The sequence below is a fragment of the Clavibacter nebraskensis NCPPB 2581 genome (assembly GCF_000355695.1).
Classification (GTDB): Bacteria; Actinomycetota; Actinomycetes; order Actinomycetales; family Microbacteriaceae; genus Clavibacter; species Clavibacter nebraskensis.
Genome location: NC_020891.1, coordinates 2,926,453 through 2,946,638, shown reverse-complemented (window position 1 = coordinate 2,946,638; position 20,186 = coordinate 2,926,453). Strand labels below are relative to the sequence as shown.

At 72.1% G+C, this 20,186-nt stretch carries 21 protein-coding genes; 6 read left to right on the top strand and 15 right to left on the bottom strand.

All coding sequences use genetic code 11. From position 1 onward, the window contains the following. Nucleotides 1–21: 21 nt before the first annotated feature. Together CMN_RS13895 and CMN_RS15030 are read right to left on the bottom strand one after the other, a co-directional pair. Nucleotides 22–1,860, bottom strand: a complete 1,839-nt coding sequence (locus CMN_RS13895; protein ID WP_015491413.1) for a MinD/ParA family ATP-binding protein — start codon at nucleotides 1,858–1,860, stop codon at nucleotides 22–24. 144 nt (nucleotides 1,861–2,004) lie between these two features. Next, nucleotides 2,005–3,003, bottom strand: a complete 999-nt coding sequence (locus tag CMN_RS15030; RefSeq protein WP_015491412.1) for a hypothetical protein — start codon at nucleotides 3,001–3,003, stop codon at nucleotides 2,005–2,007. A gap of 475 nt (nucleotides 3,004–3,478) precedes the next feature. Between CMN_RS15030 and CMN_RS13890 the strand changes: the two genes are divergently transcribed. Beyond that, the gene (locus tag CMN_RS13890; protein WP_015491411.1) at nucleotides 3,479–3,967 is read left to right on the top strand and encodes a MarR family winged helix-turn-helix transcriptional regulator; all 489 of its coding nucleotides are present in this window, start codon (nucleotides 3,479–3,481) and stop codon (nucleotides 3,965–3,967) included. 33 nt (nucleotides 3,968–4,000) lie between these two features. Here the strand turns inward: CMN_RS13890 and CMN_RS13885 are convergent, their stop codons facing one another. Continuing rightward, nucleotides 4,001–4,738 (bottom strand): ZIP family metal transporter, encoded by a 738-nt coding sequence (locus tag CMN_RS13885; protein ID WP_015491410.1) that lies wholly within the window; start codon nucleotides 4,736–4,738, stop codon nucleotides 4,001–4,003. 88 nt (nucleotides 4,739–4,826) lie between these two features. On the opposite strand from CMN_RS13885, the gene CMN_RS13880 reads away from it, so the two are divergent. Next, on the top strand, nucleotides 4,827–5,300 hold the full coding sequence (locus tag CMN_RS13880) for a hypothetical protein (RefSeq protein WP_015491409.1): 474 nt from the start codon (nucleotides 4,827–4,829) through the stop codon (nucleotides 5,298–5,300). Nucleotides 5,301–5,345: 45 nt separating this feature from the next. Here CMN_RS13880 and CMN_RS13875 read toward each other — a convergent pair whose 3' ends face one another. From CMN_RS13875 to CMN_RS13860, 4 genes are all read right to left on the bottom strand, one after another. Next, nucleotides 5,346–6,233: an exonuclease domain-containing protein gene (locus CMN_RS13875; protein WP_015491408.1), complete on the bottom strand. Its 888-nt coding sequence runs from the start codon at nucleotides 6,231–6,233 to the stop codon at nucleotides 5,346–5,348. A gap of 88 nt (nucleotides 6,234–6,321) precedes the next feature. Beyond that, the gene (locus tag CMN_RS13870) at nucleotides 6,322–6,927 is read right to left on the bottom strand and encodes a hypothetical protein (protein WP_015491407.1); all 606 of its coding nucleotides are present in this window, start codon (nucleotides 6,925–6,927) and stop codon (nucleotides 6,322–6,324) included. Between the two features lie 37 nt (nucleotides 6,928–6,964). Next, nucleotides 6,965–7,324 carry a hypothetical protein gene (locus CMN_RS13865; RefSeq protein ID WP_015491406.1) on the bottom strand — a complete coding sequence of 120 codons (360 nt, stop codon included), beginning with the start codon at nucleotides 7,322–7,324 and terminating at the stop codon, nucleotides 6,965–6,967. A 165-nt stretch (nucleotides 7,325–7,489) separates the two neighbouring features. Then, entirely contained in the window at nucleotides 7,490–9,565 is a 2,076-nt protein-coding gene (locus tag CMN_RS13860; protein ID WP_015491405.1) for a PhoX family protein, read from the bottom strand. A 193-nt stretch (nucleotides 9,566–9,758) separates the two neighbouring features. On the opposite strand from CMN_RS13860, the gene CMN_RS13855 reads away from it, so the two are divergent. After that, the gene (locus tag CMN_RS13855; RefSeq protein ID WP_015491404.1) at nucleotides 9,759–10,511 is read left to right on the top strand and encodes an SDR family NAD(P)-dependent oxidoreductase; all 753 of its coding nucleotides are present in this window, start codon (nucleotides 9,759–9,761) and stop codon (nucleotides 10,509–10,511) included. A 123-nt stretch (nucleotides 10,512–10,634) separates the two neighbouring features. Here the strand turns inward: CMN_RS13855 and CMN_RS13850 are convergent, their stop codons facing one another. The 4 genes from CMN_RS13850 to CMN_RS13835 are packed head-to-tail and all read right to left on the bottom strand — an operon-like array spanning nucleotide 10,635 to nucleotide 13,868. Continuing rightward, nucleotides 10,635–10,928, bottom strand: a complete 294-nt coding sequence (locus CMN_RS13850; protein WP_015491403.1) for a putative quinol monooxygenase — start codon at nucleotides 10,926–10,928, stop codon at nucleotides 10,635–10,637. Beyond that, the gene (locus CMN_RS13845; RefSeq protein ID WP_015491402.1) at nucleotides 10,925–11,722 is read right to left on the bottom strand and encodes an ATP-binding cassette domain-containing protein; all 798 of its coding nucleotides are present in this window, start codon (nucleotides 11,720–11,722) and stop codon (nucleotides 10,925–10,927) included. The genes CMN_RS13850 and CMN_RS13845 overlap by 4 nt, the downstream gene beginning before the upstream one ends. Continuing rightward, entirely contained in the window at nucleotides 11,719–12,765 is a 1,047-nt protein-coding gene (locus CMN_RS13840) for an ABC transporter permease (protein ID WP_015491401.1), read from the bottom strand. Before CMN_RS13840 ends, CMN_RS13845 begins: the two co-directional genes overlap by 4 nt. A gap of 2 nt (nucleotides 12,766–12,767) precedes the next feature. After that, on the bottom strand, nucleotides 12,768–13,868 hold the full coding sequence (locus CMN_RS13835; protein ID WP_015491400.1) for a substrate-binding domain-containing protein: 1,101 nt from the start codon (nucleotides 13,866–13,868) through the stop codon (nucleotides 12,768–12,770). Nucleotides 13,869–13,981: 113 nt separating this feature from the next. Here CMN_RS13835 and CMN_RS13830 point away from each other — a divergent pair, with 113 nt between their 5' ends. The 3 genes from CMN_RS13830 to CMN_RS13820 all read left to right on the top strand — a co-directional run bounded on the left by CMN_RS13830 (nucleotide 13,982) and on the right by CMN_RS13820 (nucleotide 17,039). After that, nucleotides 13,982–15,034 (top strand): LacI family DNA-binding transcriptional regulator, encoded by a 1,053-nt coding sequence (locus CMN_RS13830; protein ID WP_015491399.1) that lies wholly within the window; start codon nucleotides 13,982–13,984, stop codon nucleotides 15,032–15,034. Continuing rightward, nucleotides 15,027–15,917, top strand: a complete 891-nt coding sequence (locus CMN_RS13825) for a carbohydrate kinase family protein (protein WP_015491398.1) — start codon at nucleotides 15,027–15,029, stop codon at nucleotides 15,915–15,917. Before CMN_RS13830 ends, CMN_RS13825 begins: the two co-directional genes overlap by 8 nt. A gap of 252 nt (nucleotides 15,918–16,169) precedes the next feature. Next, nucleotides 16,170–17,039: an SDR family oxidoreductase gene (locus tag CMN_RS13820; RefSeq protein WP_015491397.1), complete on the top strand. Its 870-nt coding sequence runs from the start codon at nucleotides 16,170–16,172 to the stop codon at nucleotides 17,037–17,039. 27 nt (nucleotides 17,040–17,066) lie between these two features. On the opposite strand, the gene CMN_RS13815 is transcribed toward CMN_RS13820, so the two are convergent. The 4 genes from CMN_RS13815 to CMN_RS13800 all read right to left on the bottom strand — a co-directional run bounded on the left by CMN_RS13815 (nucleotide 17,067) and on the right by CMN_RS13800 (nucleotide 20,178). Continuing rightward, nucleotides 17,067–17,435 carry a DUF202 domain-containing protein gene (locus CMN_RS13815; RefSeq protein ID WP_015491396.1) on the bottom strand — a complete coding sequence of 123 codons (369 nt, stop codon included), beginning with the start codon at nucleotides 17,433–17,435 and terminating at the stop codon, nucleotides 17,067–17,069. Next, nucleotides 17,432–17,821: a YidH family protein gene (locus CMN_RS13810; RefSeq protein WP_015491395.1), complete on the bottom strand. Its 390-nt coding sequence runs from the start codon at nucleotides 17,819–17,821 to the stop codon at nucleotides 17,432–17,434. Before CMN_RS13810 ends, CMN_RS13815 begins: the two co-directional genes overlap by 4 nt. An 80-nt stretch (nucleotides 17,822–17,901) precedes the next feature. Beyond that, nucleotides 17,902–18,768: an oxidoreductase gene (locus CMN_RS13805; protein ID WP_015491394.1), complete on the bottom strand. Its 867-nt coding sequence runs from the start codon at nucleotides 18,766–18,768 to the stop codon at nucleotides 17,902–17,904. 114 nt (nucleotides 18,769–18,882) lie between these two features. Beyond that, the gene (locus CMN_RS13800) at nucleotides 18,883–20,178 is read right to left on the bottom strand and encodes an MFS transporter (protein WP_015491393.1); all 1,296 of its coding nucleotides are present in this window, start codon (nucleotides 20,176–20,178) and stop codon (nucleotides 18,883–18,885) included. Nucleotides 20,179–20,186: the final 8 nt, after the last annotated feature.

Here is a 20,186-nt window from a genome sequence, read left to right as displayed (position 1 = left end):
ATCCGCCCGCGGACGCGTCCGTCAGCGGACCGCGTGCGCGAGCCGCTGGACGACGCCGGCGGTCGCGGCCGTGAAGGCGCGCGCGACCTCGGGGTCGAGCGAGGCGAGCGAGATCGGGCCGCGCTCCGCGATGTGCGCGTCGTACGGCACCGTGAAGATCTGCGCCGGGCGGGCGTCATCGAGGATCCGGTCGATGCGCGCGACGACCGCCGGGTCCTCCGGGCGCCCGTCGTGCAGGCGGATGATGACGGCGTTGTCGGCGAGCATCGCGGCGTGGCCGCCGAGCTCGCGCAGGAAGTCGAGCAGCGCCACGGCCTCGAGCACCGCGTCGCCCGCGTTGAGCACGGGGACCACGAGCACGTCGGTGACCTCGATGGCGCCGCGGAAGGCGGACGACGACGGCTGGTTGCCGGAGTCCATCACGCGCACCGCGTAGTACTCGTCGATGAGGCGCGCGACGCCGATCACGTCCTCGCCGGTGAGCTCGCGGCGCGGGCCGACGGACGCGACGACCGAGGCGAAGCTCGTCTGCGGCGCCGTGTAGCCGGCGAGCTGGCCGGCGCTGTGGATCTCGTCGCGGTCGCGCACGAGCTCGCCGAGCCCGCGGGTCGGCTGGCCCTCGGCGCGGTAGCCGAGCGCGCCCGGATCGTCGGTGACCTCGACCACGGCGACGGATCCGCCGCGGATGGAGCCGAGCACGCCACCGAGGATGAGGGAGGTGGGCGTCTTGCCGACGCCGCCCTTGCGGTTCGCGACCAGCACGCTGACCGCGCGCGACCACGTGGCCTGGCGGATGATGCGCTCGTCGCCCTCGCGGCGGGCGACCTCCGCGTTCGCGGCGGCCTCCTCGGCGCCGGGGCCGATCTTGAAGACGCCGCCCGTGACGGTGTTCATGAAGCCGCGGAAGCCCGTGCGGGCGATCGCGGGACCACGCGACGGGCGATGGCCGGTCTGCTCGGGGAAGAGGGTGAGGGCGCTCGTGGCGGCGTCGGCGCGCGGGGTGCGCATGACGTAGCGCTGCGGATCCGCGTCGGGGAACGCCGTGAGGTCGGTGCCGGGGCGACGGTCGTCGGCGGGCTCCTCGACGTCGTCGGGCGCCGTGGGGAGCGAGGCGACCGGGGTCGGCTGCGGCGCGGCGGCGGGCTCGGGCGCGTCGACGTGCTCGGGGCCCGCGGGGGTGATCGGGGCGTGCGGCGCCTCGGCCTGCTCGGCGGCGGCGTCGTCGTCCGTGCCCGCCGCGTCCCTCGGCTCGACCTCGGTCGACGGCCGGAGCGGCATGCGGAAGGGGTGCGCGTTCACGACGTGCGGAGCGGGGACGCTCCACGCGGATCCGACGGCCGGGGCGACGACCGCGTCGAAGGGGGAGGGGGCGGCCGGCTCGTCCTGCGCGGGCGCTCCCGCGGCGTCGTCGGCGTCCTCCGCGGCGTCCACCTCGGCCTCGCGCTCGTCGTCGACGAACAGCTCGTCGAACGCGTGCGTGCCGACCACCTCGACCTCATCGGTGCGCGGATCGTCGGAGCGCGCGTCCGAGGACACGGCGTCCTCCGGGGAGTCGGGCGCCAGGTCATCGATGCCGTCGGCCTCGTCGTCGACGGGCGTCGTGCCGTCGACGGACGTCGTGCCGTCGGCGGGCTCGGCGGCGGATCCGGGCCGCACGCGGTCGGGTCCGAACAGGCCGCCCTCGGAGGCGCGCGGGACGGCGGGGAACGGATCCACCCACCGGTGCGCGTCGCCCGACGCGTCGGTCGAGCGGCCCTGCTCCATCTCCTGCTGGCGGCGGCGCAGCTCGCGGCGGCTGAGGAGGGGAGGCTCCGACGCCCCACCCTCTCGGTGGCCGGTGTCGTGCGTGTCGTCGGTCATGTGGCTCGCCTTCATCGTCCCCGCCTGCGCGGACGAGGCTACCAGGGGGGCGGTGCCGACCCCGGATCGCGCGCATCGCTGCGTAGGTCGAGTCACGCGCTTGACCTGTTGAGGGATCTGCCAGAACCTTTAACTCTGCTCCTCTTAGTTTTGCTCGGGCAACCCCTCCGATGCGCTTTCCGAAAGGCGCTCTTCAAGGAGCAATCTCGCTCGATGGAATTCCGACCGACCTAGATCGATGATGTCTGCCGCCTCTGCGACAGCCCGATAAGCCCGCCGACCAGACTGGGTCAGGTTTTTCTCCATATCCGGCATATTGGTAATTGCGTCGGCAAAACCTCGGACACCGTCGTGCGCTTCGCCAAATGTAGTTTCTGCTTGGGTTAAGCTGGCGATCTCGGCCTTCACTTGAGTTCGTGCTTGTTCGTCATTCATGAGACGCGTTCGAGATACGCCGTTTGTGCTATCGGCTAGCTCCTTAAGTGCATCTCTTAGGGCAGGATTTAGTTCTTCCATATCTGACGAGTATTCATCAAAGTCGCCGGCGATTTCGCGCATCAGGCTTCGGAGTACGGGCGCGGCTTTGACTCCCAGATTATGGGAAGCGCTGTTAATCTGCGCAGTTCTGCTCTCGATTTTACTTCCGATTGCCTTCGTGGCGTCGGTCAGGGAAGTGGCAATCGACGCAATTTTCTCGCTGCTTTCGGTTAAAGCGATTGCGTGGTCTAGAAAGCCTAGGTGCTCCTCGTCATCAAGATTCGGAGCGGCGACCGGGGGGTGCTCGTTGAGGCTCTCCGACGCGGTCGCAGGATCGGAGTCATCGCCGCCCTCGGCGGAAAGGCCACCTTTTTCTTTCTTTTGGGCGGTTTCGCGGCGGCTGGGATTGGGGGTCTGGGCTACTTGTGTAGATGCGGCTAATGAATCGGGAGCGAAGTCCTGGATGGGGTTACCAAATTCGGCTGTTCCGTCCCTGACTCCGCTAGCGACACTGGCGATAGCTTCTCGGAGTTCTACAGCGCTTGTGAAGTTTTCTGTATACTCTGTTGCGCGATAAGACCGAAGATCGAACGGTAATTCACTGATGTCCTGAGTGATCATCATTGTTCGCTTGCCCATGCCGTGAGCCAAACCAAGTTCGTACATAACGTTACCATTGAGCCCCGTAACGTCGACTATAACTAAATCTGCGGCATGCAGACTAGTGACAATGTCCTTAGAATCTGGCGCTGATTATCCGAGAGGTCTGCGCGACTCACCTCGAAACCGTTTTCTTCAAGCCCCGGCACTATTAGCTCGCTGTATACAGCTTCAAAGTTTCCACTAAAGGCCATAAGCACGAAAGCTTGTAGTTTTGCCACTGTGTCCTCTGCGGGTAGGGGGCTATCAGGCCCTATGTTCTCACGTTGATCGGCGTGCCGTGGGGTCGAAGCGGCCCTAGAGCTGGGTCTTGATATGAAACCCGGTTGCTGATCTTGCTTGCGCGATTCAAGTCATCTGCATACTGAGCTCGAATCACGCGAGCGGAGCGTCGGAGGCCTGGAGTCTCGAAGGTGCTGCCTGCCTAGTTGCAGACGGCCTGGTGGCAGGAATCCGGATCGGGGTCGGTTAGGGTCTCCCCGTGATCCCCGGAACCGCCGACGTGCCCGCGCCCGCCGACGACCGCTCGGCCGCCGTGTCCTCCGTCGCGAGCGAGCTCGGCGCGCTCCTCATGTCGATCCGCTCGCTGCGCATCGAGGAGGCGGCCGTCTTCCACCCCGGCCTCCAGCCGGGCGCCTTCGCGGTCGCGCGCTGGATCCGCACCGACGGACCCGCCTCCGCCGGCGCCGTCGCGGCGGGCCTCCTCATGGACAAGAGCTCCGTCAGCCGCCACCTCCGCGTGCTGCGCGAGGCCGGCTACGTGCAGGACGAGCCGGATCCCGAGGACCGCCGCTCCACGATCCTCACCCTCACGCCGCTCGCCGAGGAGCGCCTCGAGCAGGTGCGGGCGGGCACGCGCGAGCGCCTGCAGAACCGCCTCTCCGCGTGGGACACCGCGGAGGTCGAGCAGCTCGCCGGCCTGTTGCACCGCTTCAACGTGTCGCCGCGCGACAAGCCCGCCGACGCCTGAGCCGACGCGGCGGCTCGGTCCGACCCCGGCGGCTCAGCCCGCCTGGTGCACCGCGTAGCTCGCCACGAAGCCGAGCACCGTGACGAGGCCGGTGAGCGCCTGCGCCTTGCGGAAGGCCTCGGGGATCATCGTGTCGCAGATCATCGCGAGGATCGCGCCCGCCGCGAACGCCATCACGACCGACTGCCCGCTCTCCGGCAGGCCGCCGAGCAGCGCGTAGCCGCCGAGGGACGAGAGGGCGCAGACGACGGCGATGGTGGTCCAGAGGCCGAAGACGTAGCGGGCGCTCCGGCCCGACTGCTTGAGGTCGGCCGTGCTCGACATGCCCTCGGGGAAGTTCGAGATGACGACGGCGACCAGCACGCCGATGCTCAGCGCGCCGCCGCCCGTGAGGCTGAGGCCCTGCACGGCCGTCTCGGGCACGCCGTCGAGCAGGGCGCCGAGCGCGATCCCCACGCCGGTGCCGCCCCCGCCGCCCGACTTCCCGTGGTGCTTCTTGCGGAAGCCGCCGTGCTCGAGGATCTGGTCGAGCACGACGTAGACCAGCGCGCCCGCGACGAAGCCGCCGAGCGTGGGGATCACGCCGCCGCTCGCCGAGGCCTCGTCGACCAGGTCGAACGACAGCGCCGAGATGAGCACCCCGGCGCCGAACGCCATGACGAGCGCCACGACCTCGCGTGGCACCTTCACGAACCAGGCGACGAGGGATCCGACGACGAGCGACAGGCCGGAGAGCAGACCGGCGAGCCCGGCCAGGAGGAGAGGCGACATGACTCCGAGGATGCTCCTCGGGGGCGGTCGGCGTCACGTCGACCGGTTGCGGGACGGGGCCGGAGCCGATCTGATGGGGTGGATGCGGATGACACGGGGGACCACGGCCGGCCGTCGACGGAGCGCGCTCGCGGCCGCGGCGCTCGCTGCGCTCCTGCTCGCGGGCTGCACCGCGGGATCGCCCGGCCCGGACGCGGCGACGTCGTCCCCGCCGACGTCCCCCTCGGCTGACGGCCTCGTCGATCCGCTCGTGGCGCTGACCACCCCCGGCACGAGCGCGTTCCTCTCGGAGGACCTGCAGCCGGCGCTGCACGAGACCGGCACAGGGCCGACGACCTACGAGGTGCCGCAGCCGGATCCCACGGTCGGATCCCTGCAGTTCTTCGTCACGTGCGCGTCCGGCGAGTACACGGTCACGATGGGCGGCGTCTACTCCTCGGGCTGCGCGCCGGACGCCGCGAACAGCGCCGCGATCCCGATCCCGCAGCGCGACGGCACGCTGCTCGTCACCGTGGAGGTGCCGGAGGGAGTCGCGTTCCGGATCGTCGCGCTGCCGGTCTAGGGGTACGGCGGCGAGAGCGTCGTCCAGCACGCGAGGCACCCGAGATCAGACCACCGACAGGATCTCCAGGAACGTCTTCTCCGTCACGATCTCGATGGACTGTCCCGTGGAAGCCAGCTCCTTGGCGCGCATCACCTTCGAGCTGAGGGTCGCGCCGGGTCGCAAGCTCGCCGGATCGAATCCACCCGTGACCACGAGCGTCGTCTTCTTCGTGATGTTGCTGGAGACGGAAGCGCCGAAGGATGCGACGACCTCCTGCGCGCGCGCTCTCGTGTAGGACTCCAGGTCCCCGGAGAAGCAGACGACCTCGCCGAAGAGCGGGTGGCTGGGATCCGCCTCCTCGCTGGGCTGAGGCAGATCCGCCTTGCGCACGTAGTCACGAGGCGACCGCGTACGAGGCTTCGGCTCCTTGGCCCACAGCTCCTCGAGCGTCTCCAGACCCCTCTCCTCAGCGATGCGGAGGGCGACCAGTGCGCACGCACGGGAGTCCGCTCCCGCTTCGTGGTGATCGAAGGACGGCAGCCCGAGGTGCTCGACGACGAGCGGGAGACGATGGCTGGGCAGCTGGCAATGGCGTCGCGCGATGGCGAGTGCGTCGAGGAAGACGAACCCGGGATCCGCGATCCTGGAGACCCGGTTGGCTGCGTTGTAGACGCCCTTGTCGAAGGGGCTGTAGGCAACCAATGGCAGCCCGTCGGCGATGTCGGCCAGACGTCGGAGCGTCTCGATCCAGGTAGGTGCACCCACGACGTGCTCCGGTCCGATCCCGTGCAGGTACGTGTTGGTGAATGAGGCATCTCCAGGGGGCTGGACGAACCAGGTCCGGGTCGCTCCCACGTGTCCATCCATGACCTTGGTGACGCCGACGGCACATGCGGAGTCGCGGTCGAAGTTGGCTGTCTCGAAGTCGATGGCGACGAAGCTGAGCGGCATGGTCGGAGTGTATGCACGAGGTGCGCGAGAGCCCACGCCATCTCGGCCACGCGCCCACCCCCAGTTCGCGGCGCGATCTCCCTCGCGATCAGCGCCCCGACGACACCCCCGCGTCGCGGAGCGCCAGGTCGGCGAGCTGGCGCACCACGCGCGGGTCGCCCGCGCGCCAGGCGGCGACCGGATCCGGGTGCGCCTTCAGCAGCGCCGCCGGCTTCCGCGACGACAGCGCCCGCAGCGCGAGCAGCTCGGTGCCGCCGGGCGTCGCGGCGAGCGCGCGGGCGGCGGCCGCGCGGCGCACGAACGAGACGCGCCGCAGCAGCCAGTGCCGCACGATGAACGCGATCGGCACGAGCGCCACGAGCAGCCCGAGCACGAGCGCGATGGTCCCGACGAGCGACTGCTGGTCGCGCCCGGCCTGCACGAGGCGGGATCCGATGCCGCTCGCGTCCTCGAACGGTCCGCGCGCGGCGTCGCCCACGAGCGGCAGGCGGCCGAGGGCGTCGGCGGCGTCGGTCATGGATCCGCTGAGCCCCGTGCCCGACTCCTCGATGCTGCGGCCGAGGTCGCCGAGCGGGCGGATGAGCGCGGCCACCGCGATCCCCACCAGCACCGACACGACGATGCCCGCGAGCGCCGCGGTGTCTGCCGCGATTTGCCGGGCGCGGACGAGGGGGAGCGCGGAGTAGAGCTGCATGCGTCCAGCCTGGCCCGCGGGTGGGGCGACGCGCGGGTCAGGTCACGGGGTCGTCGAGCGCGTCCAGCGACCGCAGCGCCGCGTGGGCCCGCTCGAGGCGCGCGTCCTCCGGCTCGTCCCACCAGCGCGGGCCGCGCTCGCCGAGGCCGTGCTTCGCGAGGCTCACGCGCTCCCGGGACGCCGCGACCCCGGCGTCGTCACCCGCGCGCCTCGCCGTGCGGACCCCCGACCGCCCGCGTCCGAGGTGGGCGGTCAGGGCGTCGACCAGTTCGGCCGGCAGCGACGGATCCGTGCGGGGCCAGCGCCGCCCGTTCACGACCAGCCAGCGCTTCGCCTCGATCGCGGCCGCGGCCTCGGATGCTGCGGCGGCGTCGGGATCCGGGGGACGCTCGGTCATGATCCGACGCTAGCCCCGGCCGCGATCGGCGACCGGGCACGCGCGGCAACCGGATATGCAGGGCTGCCGCCGCACGCACGAGGGCCGGGACGCACGCACGCCCCGGCCCCGGGATCGGCCCCCCGATCAGCTCAGCGGGTCACCCCGCGAGCAGCTCTCGGCGGGTCAGCCCCGCCACACCTGGATCACCGACGGGCGCGGTCCGCGCCAGGCGCCCTTCGGCGGGGTGACGCCGGCGGGCACGTAGTCGGGGAAGTACGAGTGCTGCTCGGCGAACGAGCCGTCCTCGCCCGGGTGCTGCACCGCGACGAACACCATGCCCTCGGTGTCGTGCACGACCGGCCCGCAGGTCTCCGCCTCGGTGGGCACGGAGAGGAACTGCTGCACGTGGCCGCGCTCGGATCCCTCCACCGGCACCTTGAACAGGCCGTCGTTGAGGCCGATGGTGCTCGGGGCGCCGTCGGTGGAGATCCAGAGGTTGCCCTCGGAGTCGAACGCGACGTTGTCCGGGCAGCTGATGGGCGAGACCTTCTCCTTCGGGAAGCCGGAGAAGTAGGTCGACTCGTTCTTCGCCGGGTCGCCCGCGACGAGCAGCAGGTTCCAGGTGAAGGTGGTGGAGCGGGCGTCGCCGCCGTCCTCGGTGATCTCCACGATGTGGCCGTCGCGGTTGGTCGTCCGCGGGTTCATCTCCGTGGCGCCCTCCTTGCCGGCCTTGCCGCGGTCGGTGTTGTTGGTGCAGGCGACGTAGACCTTGCCGGTGACGGGGCTGGGCTGGACGTCCTCGCAGCGGTCCATCTTCGTGGCGCCGGCGGCGTCGGCGACGAGGCGCGTGTGCACGAGCGCCTCCTCGGTCGTGAAGCCGGGGACCTGGCAGACGCCGTCGACCACCAGCGGGATCCACTGGCCGATGCCGTCGAACGAGCCGTCGGACGGGACCTGGCCGGTGCCCGTGATCTCCGCGACGGGCGAGTCGCCCGTGAAGCGCGCCACGTAGAGCGCGCCGCGCGTGAGCAGCTGCTTGTTCTTGCGGCGGTCCTGGCGTGAGGTGCCCACGACCATCGTGTCGTGCGAGACGAACTTGTAGAGGTAGTCGAAGCGCTCGTCGTCGCCCATGTAGGCGGCGACGTGGCCGCTCTTCCCGAGGATCACGTTCGCGCCCTCGTGCTTGAAGCGGCCGAGCGCGGTGTGCTTCACGGGCGCCTCGCCCGGCTCGAACGGGTCGACCTCGACGATCCAGCCGAAGCGGTTCGGCTCGTTCTCGTAGCCGGCGGTGCGGGCGTCGAAGCGGGGGTCGATGGCCTCCCAGCCGCGGGTCGTCGCCTTGTCGGCGAGGCCGTAGCGCTTGTCGGAGGCGCTCGTGCCCGGCGTGCGGAAGTAGCCGTTGAAGTTCTCCTCGCCGGAGAGCACGGTGCCCCAGGGGGTGGTGCCGCCGGCGCAGTTGCCGAGGGTGCCGAGGATGCGCGTGCCCTTCGGGTCGTCCTTGGTGCGCAGCGACGCGGATCCGGCGGCGGGGCCGCTCACGCTGAAGGGCGTGTCCGCGGTGATGCGGCGGTTGCGGTGGTGGCCGACCGTGTACGTCCACGGCTGGCCGACGGTCTTCCGGCGGAGCGCGACGACGGACATGCCGTGCGACGCCTTCCCGATGCGGCGCTGCTCGGCGAGCTCGGCGTCGTCGGCCGCGGGCGGGAACATGATGTTCTCGTTCGTGTACTCGTGGTTGGCGACGAGGAGCGCCTCTTTGTTCCGCGAGTTGATCGGGATGATGTCGAGGTAGTCGTTGTTGTAGCCGAACTGGCGCGCGGCGAGCTTCGCGGTCTGGTTCTCCGCGTCGAAGTCGTCGGCGTAGCTGAAGAGCGGGTCGCCCCAGCGGATGATCGGCTGCCAGCGGTACCCGGTCGGCACGGTGAACTGGTCGACGGCGGCGTCGACGGGCGCGATCGCCTGGAACGGGAGCTTCGACGCGGCCTGCGCGGCGGCGGCCTCGGCGCCGGGAGCGGCGGCGTTCTGCGCCACGAGGATCGCGAGGGCACCGGCGCCCGCGCCGCCGAGCAGCGTGCGGCGCGAGAGGGCGCGGCCGGCGATGTCGCGGAAGTAGGAGTTGTCGGTGACGTTCGGCACGGGCTTCGTGCACGCGTCGTCGCACTTGAGGTGGCAGGTGACGGTGCTGCGCTTGCCGCGGGCGTGGGGATCCCGGGACAGGATCGGCAGCAGCCGGTGGTGGGTCTCACGGGTGAGGGTCATGTGGGGTCTCCATCGATCTCGGGCGTCCCCTCCGGGCACGGCGGACGCATCACGCTCGAAAGGTATTGGCGCCCCCGGGCACGCCCCCGACGCCCGGGTGGACGCCGGGTGAACCCCGGATGGACGGTTCACGCGGGCGTACCGTCGAGGAGCGGCGCGGGTCCGCGCCGCCGTAGACCCGAGGAGGATCCCCATGGCCAGGTTCGACACGAAGACCGCTCTCGTGACAGGCGGAGGCAGCGGCATCGGCGCCGCGATCTCCCGCGCGCTCGCCGCGGAGGGCGCCTCGGTCGTCGTCACGGACATCCAGCTGGAGGCCGCCGAGCGCGTCGTCGCCGAGATCCAGGCGGCCGGCGGCACCGCGACCGCGTTCCGCCAGGACACCGCGCAGGCGGCGGACTCCCAGGCCGCCGTCGCGCACGCGGTCGCCACCTACGGCGCCCTCCACCTCGCGGTGAACAACGCAGGCGTCAGCGCGCCGCCGGCCGACATCGGCGACTACGAGATCTCCGCGTGGGACCGCACGCGCGCCATCGACCTCGACGGCGTCTTCTACGGCCTCCGCTACGAGCTGCCCGCGATGGTGGACGCGGGCGGCGGCGCGATCGTCAACATGAGCTCGGTGCTCGGATCCGTGGGGTTCGCCCAGAACGCGGCCTACGTCGCGAGCAAGCACGCCCTCGTCGGCCTCACCAAGGTCGCCGCGCTCGAGTACACGGCCCGCGGCGTGCGCACCAACGCGGTCGGCCCCGGCTTCATCGACACCCCGCTCGTGCGCTCGTCCCTCTCGCCCGACGCCCTCGCGTACCTCGAGAGCCAGCACGCGACCGGCCGCCTCGGCACCGACACGGAGGTCGCGGCCCTCGTGCTGTTCCTCCTCAGCGACGACGCGTCCTTCATCTCGGGCAGCTACCACCTGGTCGACGGCGGGTACTCGGCGCGCTGATCCGCGGACGCTGGCGGCCGACCCGGTCGTCGACAGCCGCACCGGCACCCACGCCGCCCCGCACGACCGCGGCCGCCCGGCGCGTCGAGACGCCGGGCGGCCGCGGGGCCGGTGCCGCGCCCGTCAGACGGGCGCGAGGAACGTCAGCTGCGATCCGTCCTCGACGATGAGCGGCCCGAGCGCCGCGTTGAACTCGGCGCCGTACGACGCCCCGATGTGCGCCTGGAACGCGGCCTCGTCGAGGTAGACCTCGTGCACGACGAAGCGCGCCGGATCCTCCACCCGCCGGTACGGCTCGAACACCACGTTGCCGGGCTCGGCGCGCACCAGCTCGGCGAGCTCCGCGATCATGCGCGCGACCTGCTCCTCGTTCCCGGGCAGCGCCGTGAACTCCGCGTACAGCACGGCCGCCGTCATGCCGTCGCCGCGCCCGTCATGATCGCGACGGCGTCGGTCATCGAGTGCGACTGCGGCGTGATGGTGGCGGCCTTCTTCCCGAGGCGCTGGATGTGGATCCGGTCGGCCACCTCGAACACCTGCGGCATGTTGTGGCTGATGAGGATCACCGGGATGCCACGGTCGCGCAGGTTCCGCACGAGCTCCAGCACCTGGTTCGACTCGCGCACGCCGAGCGCCGCGGTGGGCTCGTCGAGCACCACGACCTTGGATCCGAACGCTGCGGCGCGTGCCACCGCGACCGCCTGCCGCTGCCCGCCGGACAGGTTCTCGACGGGCACGGTCACGTCCTGCAGCGTCGAGATGCCGAGCTCGGTCAGCTCCGCCTTCGCGTCGCGGCGCATGCCGGCCGTGTCGAGCATGCGGAACACGGATCCGAGGATCCCCTTCTTCCGCTTCTCGCGCCCGAGGTAGAGGTTCGACGCCACGTCGAGCGCGGGCGAGACGGCGAGGTTCTGGTACACCGTCTCGATCCCGGCGGCCCGGGCGTCCTGCGGCCGCTTGAACGACACCGGCTTGCCGTCGAGGAACAGCTCGCCCTCGTCGGGCGTCTCCGCCCCTGTGAGGCACTTGATGAGCGTCGACTTCCCGGCGCCGTTGTCGCCGATGATCGCGAGCACCTCGCCGGGGAAGAGCTCGAGGCTGACGCCGTCGAGGCCGACCACGCGGCCGAAGGTCTTCACGAGCCGCTTCGCCTCGAGCACGGGCGTGCGGGTCGGGGCGGGGGCGCTCCCCGCGGGGTCGGTGAGGGTCACTTGCGCACCTTTCGGATCCACTGGTCGACGGAGACCGCCACGATGATGAGGACGCCCACCGCGAGGGTCTGGTACAGCACGTCCAGTCCCGCGAGCGAGAGCCCGTTGCGGAAGACGCCGACGATGAGCGCGCCGAGGAGCGTGCCCCAGACGGTGCCGCGCCCGCCGAAGAGGCTCGTGCCGCCGATGACCACCGCGGTGATGGAGTCGAGGTTGAGGTCGGCGCCGGCGTTCGGGCTCGCGGCGTTGCTGCGGCCGATCGCGATCCACGCCCCGACCGCGAGGATCGCCCCGGCCGCGAGGTACACGCTCATGAGCACCCGGTTGACGCTGATGCCGGCGAGGCGCGCGGCCTCCTTGTCGTCGCCGACCGCGTACACGTGCCGTCCCCACGCCGTCTTGCCGAGGATGAAGGCGACCACGACATAGAGCACGAGCATGAGGACCACGCCGAAGCTGATCTTCACGCCGGCCAGGTCGAACGTGCGCCCGGTCCACGAGAGGGCGGCCGGCATGTCCACGCCGCGCACGGTCGCGCCGTTGGAGTAGAGCAGCGTGAGCGCCACGAAGATGTTCAGCGTCCCGAGCGTGACGATGAACGGGGGGAGCCGCAGCCGCGTGACGAGCAGGCCGTTGAATGCGCCGGCCGCGAGGCCCACGACGAGCCCGGCGATTAGCGCGGCGGGCGCGGGCAGGCCGTTCTGGCTGGCGGTCTGCGCGATCACCATCGACGTGAGCACCATGACCGCGCCCACCGACAGGTCGATGCCCGCGGTGAGGATGATCAGCGTCTGCGCCACGGCGAGCGTGCCGACCACGGCGACCTGCTGCGTCACGAGCGACAGGTTGGCGGGATCCAGGAAGCGGTCGTTGAGCAGGCCGAACACGATGATCGCGAGGACCAGCACGACGGCGGGGCTGACGGCGGGGTAGCGGTGGAGCACCCCGCGGATCCGGTCGACGGGGGAGCGGCGGTCGAGGAACTCGTTCGCGAGGTCGAGCGCGGAGGTGGGCGGATTCGGGTCGGCGGTGGTCCGGCTCACGGTCACTCGCCCCAGCACTTCGTCGCGGCGTCGTCGGCCGTGATGCTGTCGAGGCCGTCGACGGGGGTGTCGGTGACGAGCGCGGATCCGGTGTCGAAGAAGTCGAGCCCGGCGCTCGTGGCGGGCTTCGTGCCGTCCTTCGCGAGCTGGGCGATGGCCTCGACGCCGAGCTGCGCCATCTTCAGCGGGTACTGCTGGGCGGTGGCGCCGATGACGCCCTCCTTGACGTTCTTCACGCCCGCGCAGCCGCCGTCGATCGACACGAGGAGCACGTCCTTCTCCTTGCCGGCGGCCTGGAGCGCCTGGTACGCGCCGAACGCGGCGGGCTCGTTGATCGTGTAGACGACGTTGATGTCCGGGTCCTTCGACAGCAGCGTCTCCATCGCCGTGCGGCCGCCGTCCTCGGCGCCCTGCGTGGCCTCGTTGCCGACGATCTCGTAGTCGCCGCCGCTGTAGTCGCCGGTCTTCGCCTCGTCGCCGTTCTTCGTCTTGTCGGCGACGTCGATGCCCATGCCGGTGAGGAAGCCCTGGTCGCGGTCGTAGTCGACCGAGATGGCCTTGTCGTCGTACAGGTCGAGGAGGGCGATGGTCGCCTTCTTGCCGCCGAGTTGTGCGGCCGCCCACTTGCCGATGGACTCGCCCGCCGCGAAGTTGTCGGTGGCGAACGTGATGTCGACGGAGTCGGCCGGGTCGGGCGCCGTGTCGAGGGCGATGACGAAGAGGCCGGCGTCGCGGGCCTTCTGGATCGCGTCGAGGACCGACGGGCCGTTGATCGTGATGAGGATGCCCTTGTCGCCCTTGGAGATGGCGTTCTCGATGGCCTGGATCTGGGTGTCCTCGTCGCCGTCCGCCTTGCCGGCGGCGAGCGTGAGGTCGATGCCGTCCTTCGCCGCGGCCTCCTTCGCGCCGTCCTCCATCGCGACGAAGAACGGGTTCGTGGTGGTCTTCACGATGAGCGAGACGCCGACGTCGCCGGAGCCGCCGCTGCCGCCGGATCCGGAGCCGCCGCTCGAGCTGGAGCAGCCGGCGAGCCCGCCCGCGGCGATGAGGGCAGCCGAGCCGAGGGCGATGGAGCGCACGAGGCGCGGGGATCGGTTCGTCATTGATGGATCCTGTCCTTCGGGTGGGAGCGCGCTCCCGACAACGTTGTCAGGGAGAGGTCTATCGGGTGCGACCCGATATGGTCAAGCCATTGCGCAGAGAGCGAGACCCATTCGTGACACCGTTGTCATCCCCGCCCGGTCCGTCCCCGGCCGCACGCCGCCCCACGATGAAGCACGTGGCCCGGCTCGCGGGCGTTGGCCTCAAGACCGTGTCCCGGGTCGTCAACGGCGAGGCGAACGTCTCCGCGGAGCTCACCGAACGGGTGCGCGCGGCGGTCGAGCAGCTGCAGTACCAGCCGGATCTCCACGCCGGCAACCTCCGCCGCAGCGACCGCCGCACCAACACGCTCGGCCTCCTCGTGGGCAGCGTCGCCAACCCGTTCTCGGGAGCCGTGCACCGGGCCGTGGAGGAGGTCGCGAAGGAGCGCCGGGTCGCCGTCTTCGCCTCGAGCCTCGACGACGACCCCGAGCGCGAGCGCTCCTCCGTCGACGCCTTCCTCGCCCGCCGGGTCGACGGGCTCATCCTCACCACCATCGCGCCCAGCCAGGCCTACCTCGGCGTCGCGGCCTCGCGCGGCACGCCGCTCGTCTTCGTCGACCGCGTGCCCGCGGGGCTGGAGGCCGACTCGGTCATCGTCGACAACGCGGACGGCATCTCCCGCGCGGTCGCGCACCTGGCCGACCAGGGTCACCGCCGCATCGCGTTCCTCGGCGACCGGCCGGAGATCTTCACGGCCCGCGAGCGCGAGCGCGGGTTCGTCGAGGAGATGACGCGGCGCGGGCTGCCCGTGGCGCCCGAGCTCGTCCTCGAGGGCGCCTACGACGAGCGCGTGGCCGAGGCGCTCGCTGAGCGACTCCTCGCCCTGCCCGAGCCGCCGACCGCGATCGTCAGCGGGCAGAACCTCATCACCATCGGCGTCATCACGGCCCTCCGGCGGCACGACGCCCATCGGCGCATCGCGCTCGTCGGGTTCGACGACCTGCCGATGGCGGCGTTGCTGGATCCTGCCGTCACGGTCATCGCGCAGGATCCCTCGGGCATCGGCCACGCCGCCGCCGAGCGCGTCTTCGCGCGGCTCGACGGCGACGCCGGCCCCGCACAGACCGTCGTCGTCCCCACCACGCTCATCGTCCGAGGCTCCGGAGAGGTCCCCCGCCATGCATGACCAGCCCATCGTCGTCGTCGGCGACGCCCTCATCGACCTCATCCGCGAGGACGGCGAGGAGACCGCCTTCGTCGGCGGGGCCGCGCTCAACGTCGCCGTCGGCCTCGCGATCCTCGGGCATCGCGTGCAGCTGATCGCCATGGTCGGCGACGACGCGCACGGCGACCGCATCCGCGCCGAGCTCGACGCGCACGGGGTCGAGCTCATCGCCACCGTCGGCCCGTCCGGCACCTCCGTCGCGGTAAGCGAGCGCGTCGACGGCGAGCCGCGCTACGCGTTCAACGAGGCCGCGTGGAACCGGCGCGTGCGCGTCGGGTCGGCGGAGCGCGCGGCGCTGGATGCGGCGTCGCTCGTGGTCGTCAGCTGCTTCCCCTATGACGACGAGGAGCAGGCCGACGAGCTGCTGGCAGCCGTGCGGGATCCGCGCGAGCGCCTCCTCGTCGACCCGAACCCCCGCGCCGGGACGCTCCACGACGCGGGCCGGTTCCGCGCCGGGTTCGCGCGCGCGGCCGCGGAGTCGCTGCTCGTGAAGATCGGCGACGACGACACCGCGCTGCTCGGCCTGGGCGCGCTCACGGACGCGCGGGCGGCGCTCCACGAGGAGGGCAGCCGCCTCGTCCTCGCGACCGAGGGCGCGCGGGGCGCATCCGTGCAGCTCGAGGACGGGTCGGTGGTCACGGCGGGCATCACGCCGGATCCGCGGCCCGTGGTCGACACCATGGGCGCCGGGGACGCGTGCCTCGCCGCCGCGGCCGACGCCATCGCGCGCCGGGGTGCGCCGCGCACGCCCGCGGAGGGCGAGGCGATGCTCCGCACCTGCATGGCGATCGCCGCGGCCACCTGCCGCGAGCACGGCGCGCTGCTGCGGATGCCGTCGGCCTGAGGCGGGCGCAGGGCGCAGGGTACCGCTGCGCGGGGCCGTGCGATCCGGCTCCCGCACGCGGCGTAGCGTCGACGCGCACGAATCGATCGACCCGCCGGGCGGACATCCCCTCGGCGGCGGTGCTCGAGCAGGTCAGCGCAGTCCTCCGTGATGCGTCCGCCGGCGGCACCCTTCCGCGGCAGACGCGGCAGACGCGGCAGACGCCTGCGGTCCCTGCGCCGCGCACCGATGGAGCAGACGAGTAGGATCATCATGGACGACGCACGAACCCTGATCATCGGCGGGACCGGGACGGTCGGCTCGGCCGTCCTCACCGAGGCCCTCCGCCGGGGCATGACCGGACTGCGGGTGATGAGCCGCGACGCGCAGCGGCTCACCGGCCTCCCCGACGGCGTCGAGGGCGTGGTGGGCGATCTGGGCGATCCCTTCGCCGCGACGCCGGCCTTCGACGGCGTCCAGCAGGTGTTCCTGGCTCTGACGGGAACGCCCACCGAGCTGTACGAGACGACCGTCGCGGTGAACCACGCGGTGGCGGCGGGGGTCCGCCGGATCGTCTACCTCTCCGTCCAGGACCTCGACCGGGCGCCGCAGGTTCCGCACAACTCCGCGAAGCTCGCGGTGGAGTCGCTGCTCGAGCACAGCGGCGTCGAGGTCTGCTTCCTCCGGGTCAACAACTTCTTCCAGAACGACGTCTGGTACCTCGACGCGATCCGCGACGGCGTGTACCCGCAGCCCCTCGGCGGGACGGGCGTCTCGCGAGTGGATGTGCGCGACATCGCCGAGGTCGCGGTGAGCGCCCTGACCGCGGGATCGGAGGTCGCCGGGCCGATCGACGTGGCCGGCCCGACCGCGTGGACCGGCGAGGCCACGGCCGCCGCGCTGTCCGCCGCCCTCGGGAAGACGGTGACGTACGGGGGAGACGACCTGGTGGCCTGGCGCGAGTCGTCCCTCGCCGCCATGCCCTCGTGGCTCGTGTACGACTACGAGCGCATGTACTCCGGCTTCCAGCGGGACGGGCTCATCGCGAGCCCCGAGGCCATCGCGCGTCTCACCGCGATCCTCGGGCATGCGCCCCGCTCCTACGAGGACTACGTGCGCGAGGTGCTGGTGCCCGCCTTCTAGGGCGGTGCGCCCGGATCCGCCGGCGACTCAGCGGGCGAGCGCGAGGGCCAGCGCGGCGATGCCGGCGCATGCGGTGAGTGCGGCGACGAGCGCGGGGAGCGCGCCGCCGGGGAGCCCCGCGGCGCCGGGTGCGCTGGCGGGCCCGGCGGATCCCGCGGTGAGGATCCGGTGCACCCGGCGGTAGCGGCGGTGCGCGGTCGCGAGCACGGTCAGGGCCGCGATCACGCCGGCTGCGGCGACGACCAGGCCGGCCGTGCCGAGGAGCGTCGGGAGCACGCGCAGTCCGAGCAGGGATCCGGCGACGAGCGCGAGAGCCGTGCGCCGCCAGGCGAGGGCCGTGCGCTCGGGCTGGAGGCCGGGGTCGAAGGGGCGCGCGGCCGGATCCGGGGCGCTCACGCCGTCAGCACGCCCAGCAGCACGAGTGCGCCGGCGGCGACCACGGCGATCCCGAGCGGCAGTGACAGCGCGGCGGACGGCAGCGGGCGGTCTCGGCGCAGGGCGCGCTCGGTGCGCATCCAGCCGACCCATGCCTGCGCGGGCGCGGCGATCCCGGTGACGATCAGCACGATGGAGGCCGCGAGCCGGAACCCCGGCTGCAGCCCGAGCCCCAGCGCCTCGAGCGCGACGCCGCCGGCGATGAGGGCGAGCGAGGTGCGGATCCAGGCGAGGAACGGGCGCTCGTTCGCGAGCGTGAACCGCACGTCGGGCTCGGCGCCCGCGCGGTAGACGCTCCGCGGGAAGCGGCGGTCGCCAGGCGGTGAGCCGGGGTCGGGGGCGGTCATGCGGCGGGGTGCGGGGACGCCGGGCGGATCACGGGCATGCGGCCATCCTGCCGGGCGCCGGGATCCGGCGGCGCCGACCGTCAGCCCCCGATCCCCTCCAGCTCCGCGAGCGCGTCCTCGGGCAGCCGGCTCCGCGCGCCCGCCACGTTCTCGCGCAGGTGCTCCACCGACGACGTGCCCGCGATGACGAGCACGTTCGGCGACCGCTGCAGGAGCCAAGCCAGCGCGACCGGCAGCGGCGCGGATCCGAGCGACGCCGCCACGCGCGCCAGCACCTCCGACTGCAGCGGCGAGAACCCGCCGAGCGGGAAGTACGGCACGTAGGCGATGCCGTCGGCGGCCAGGTCGTCGATGAGCGCGTCGTCGTCGCGGCGCGCGAGGTTGTAGTGGTTCTGCACGCTCACGATCGGCGCGATCCGGCGGGCCTCGGCCACCTGCGCGGCGGTCACGTTGCTCACGCCGAGGTGCCGGATCAGCCCCTCCCGCTGCAGCTCGGCCAGCGCCGTGAACGGCTCCTCGATGGATCCGTCGGTCGGGCTGTCGAACGCGCCGACGCGGAGGTTCACGACGTCGAGCACGTCGAGCGTCAGGTGCGTGAGGTTGTCGTAGACGGCCTGGCGGAGCTCGGCCGCGGAGAGCGCCTGCGGCCAACGGCCCTTCTCGTCGCGCAGGGATCCGACCTTGGTCACGATGTGCAGGCGCTCCGGGTACGGGAAGAGCGCCTCCTCGATGAGCGCGTTCGTGTGGCCGGGGCCGTAGAAGTCGGCCGTGTCGATGTGCGTGATCCCGAGAGCGACGGCCTCGCGCAGCACGGCCCGGGCGGCGTCCGGATCCGCGGGCGGCCCGAACACGCGCGGCCCCGCGAGCTGCATGGCGCCGTAGCCGAAGCGCGTGACGGTGAGGTCGTGGGCGAGCGGGAAGAGCCCTCCGGGCAGGTCGGTGGTCATGGCGATCCTCTCGGGTGGCGCGGCGGGTGGCGGGTGTGCGCCCACTCTCCCGCGGCCGTCGCGCGGTGCGCCCGCACTCGCAGCAGCCCGTGAGCGGATCCGCCCGCGTCGCCCCTAGGAGGAGGGGACGGACGCGCCGGGCGCCGCCTGCGCCGCCGGGTGCGCCTGTCGCGTCGCCAGCACGCGCGAGAACACGAGCACGAGGAGGCCGGCGGCCGGGATGAAGATCAGGCCGAAGCGGAGCGACGACGCGTCGGCGATCGCACCGACCACGGGCGGCGACACGAGGAAGCCGACGCGCAGCAGCCAGCCGACGATCGTGAGGCCGGTGCCGGGCCGGAAGCCGGGCAGCTCGTCCGCGGCCTGCATGGCGGCCGGGATGAGGGTCGCGACGCCGAAGCCCGCGACGCCGAACCCGACGATCGTGCCGACGATGCTCGGGAACGCGAGCGCGGCGCCCATGCCGACGAGCACGAGCACGCCGCCGAGGCGGGCGACGGCCCGCTGGCCGAAGCGGTCGACCATGCGGTCGCCGAGCATCCGGCCGACGAACTGCATGCCCTGGAGGGAGATGAAGCCGAGGCCCGCGACGAACGCGCTCGCGCCGAGGTCGCCCGAGAGGTAGATCGCCGACCAGGAGCTGCCGGCGTCCTCGACGATGGCCCCGCCGGACGCGATGATCACGAGCGCGAGCAGCACGCCGTACTTCGCGACGAGGCCGAGGGCGCGCGGGGAGGCGGCGCGGGCGACGTCGCCCTCGGGATCCGGCGCGTGCGCGTGCGCGGCGCCGCCCTCGCCGGGCTCCGGCTCCGGCCCCTTCAGCAGCCACAGCAGCGACAGCACGGCCAGCGCGCTGAACAGCACGGCCGAGCTGGAGAGGTGCACGAGGAGCGGCATCCGGATCTGCGCGGCGGCCGCGCCCATGATCCCGCCCGCGACCGCGCCGATCGACCAGACCGCGTGGAACGAGTTGATGATCGAGCGCCCGTACAGCCGCTGCACCCGCAGCGCGTGGGAGTTCTGCGCGACGTCGGTGATGGAGTCCATGGCGCCCGCGAGGAACAGGGCGCCCGCGAGCACGATCCAGGCGGGCGCGAGGCCGGCCAGCAGGATCCCGACGGAGGCCACCACGGTCGCGGCGACCGCCACGCGCGCCGACCGGTACCGGCGGATGAGCACGCCCGCGGCGAGCCCGGCGATGAGCGCGCCCAGCGGCGACGCGGCGACCGCGGCTCCGAACTCGACGTTGGCGAGCCCGAGCTCGGCCTTGATCGACGGGTAGCGCGGCAGCAGGTTCGCGAAGATCGCGCCGTTGGTGAAGAAGAGGATCCCGACGGCGACGCGCGCGCGGCGGACGTCGCGGGTCGGGGCGGGCGTGCGCGACAGCGTCGGCGCGGACGGGGAGGGCATCGTCGTGA

Coding starts and splice junctions, on each gene's coding strand:
- CMN_RS13850 (WP_015491403.1), bottom strand. CDS start 10,928: ATGACGGCGGCCGTGCTGTACGCGGAGTTCACGGCGCTGCCCGGGAAC.
- CMN_RS13870 (WP_015491407.1), bottom strand. CDS start 6,927: ATGCAGCTCTACTCCGCGCTCCCCCTCGTCCGCGCCCGGCAAATCGCG.
- CMN_RS13835 (WP_015491400.1), bottom strand. CDS start 13,868: ATGACGAACCGATCCCCGCGCCTCGTGCGCTCCATCGCCCTCGGCTCG.
- CMN_RS13820 (WP_015491397.1), top strand. CDS start 16,170: ATGGACGACGCACGAACCCTGATCATCGGCGGGACCGGGACGGTCGGC.
- CMN_RS15030 (WP_015491412.1), bottom strand. CDS start 3,003: ATGTACGAACTTGGTTTGGCTCACGGCATGGGCAAGCGAACAATGATG.
- CMN_RS13805 (WP_015491394.1), bottom strand. CDS start 18,768: ATGACCACCGACCTGCCCGGAGGGCTCTTCCCGCTCGCCCACGACCTC.
- CMN_RS13860 (WP_015491405.1), bottom strand. CDS start 9,565: ATGACCCTCACCCGTGAGACCCACCACCGGCTGCTGCCGATCCTGTCC.
- CMN_RS13855 (WP_015491404.1), top strand. CDS start 9,759: ATGGCCAGGTTCGACACGAAGACCGCTCTCGTGACAGGCGGAGGCAGC.
- CMN_RS13810 (WP_015491395.1), bottom strand. CDS start 17,821: ATGACCGCCCCCGACCCCGGCTCACCGCCTGGCGACCGCCGCTTCCCG.
- CMN_RS13865 (WP_015491406.1), bottom strand. CDS start 7,324: ATGACCGAGCGTCCCCCGGATCCCGACGCCGCCGCAGCATCCGAGGCC.
- CMN_RS13875 (WP_015491408.1), bottom strand. CDS start 6,233: ATGCCGCTCAGCTTCGTCGCCATCGACTTCGAGACAGCCAACTTCGAC.
- CMN_RS13880 (WP_015491409.1), top strand. CDS start 4,827: ATGACACGGGGGACCACGGCCGGCCGTCGACGGAGCGCGCTCGCGGCC.
- CMN_RS13885 (WP_015491410.1), bottom strand. CDS start 4,738: ATGTCGCCTCTCCTCCTGGCCGGGCTCGCCGGTCTGCTCTCCGGCCTG.
- CMN_RS13825 (WP_015491398.1), top strand. CDS start 15,027: ATGCATGACCAGCCCATCGTCGTCGTCGGCGACGCCCTCATCGACCTC.
- CMN_RS13800 (WP_015491393.1), bottom strand. CDS start 20,178: ATGCCCTCCCCGTCCGCGCCGACGCTGTCGCGCACGCCCGCCCCGACC.
- CMN_RS13895 (WP_015491413.1), bottom strand. CDS start 1,860: ATGACCGACGACACGCACGACACCGGCCACCGAGAGGGTGGGGCGTCG.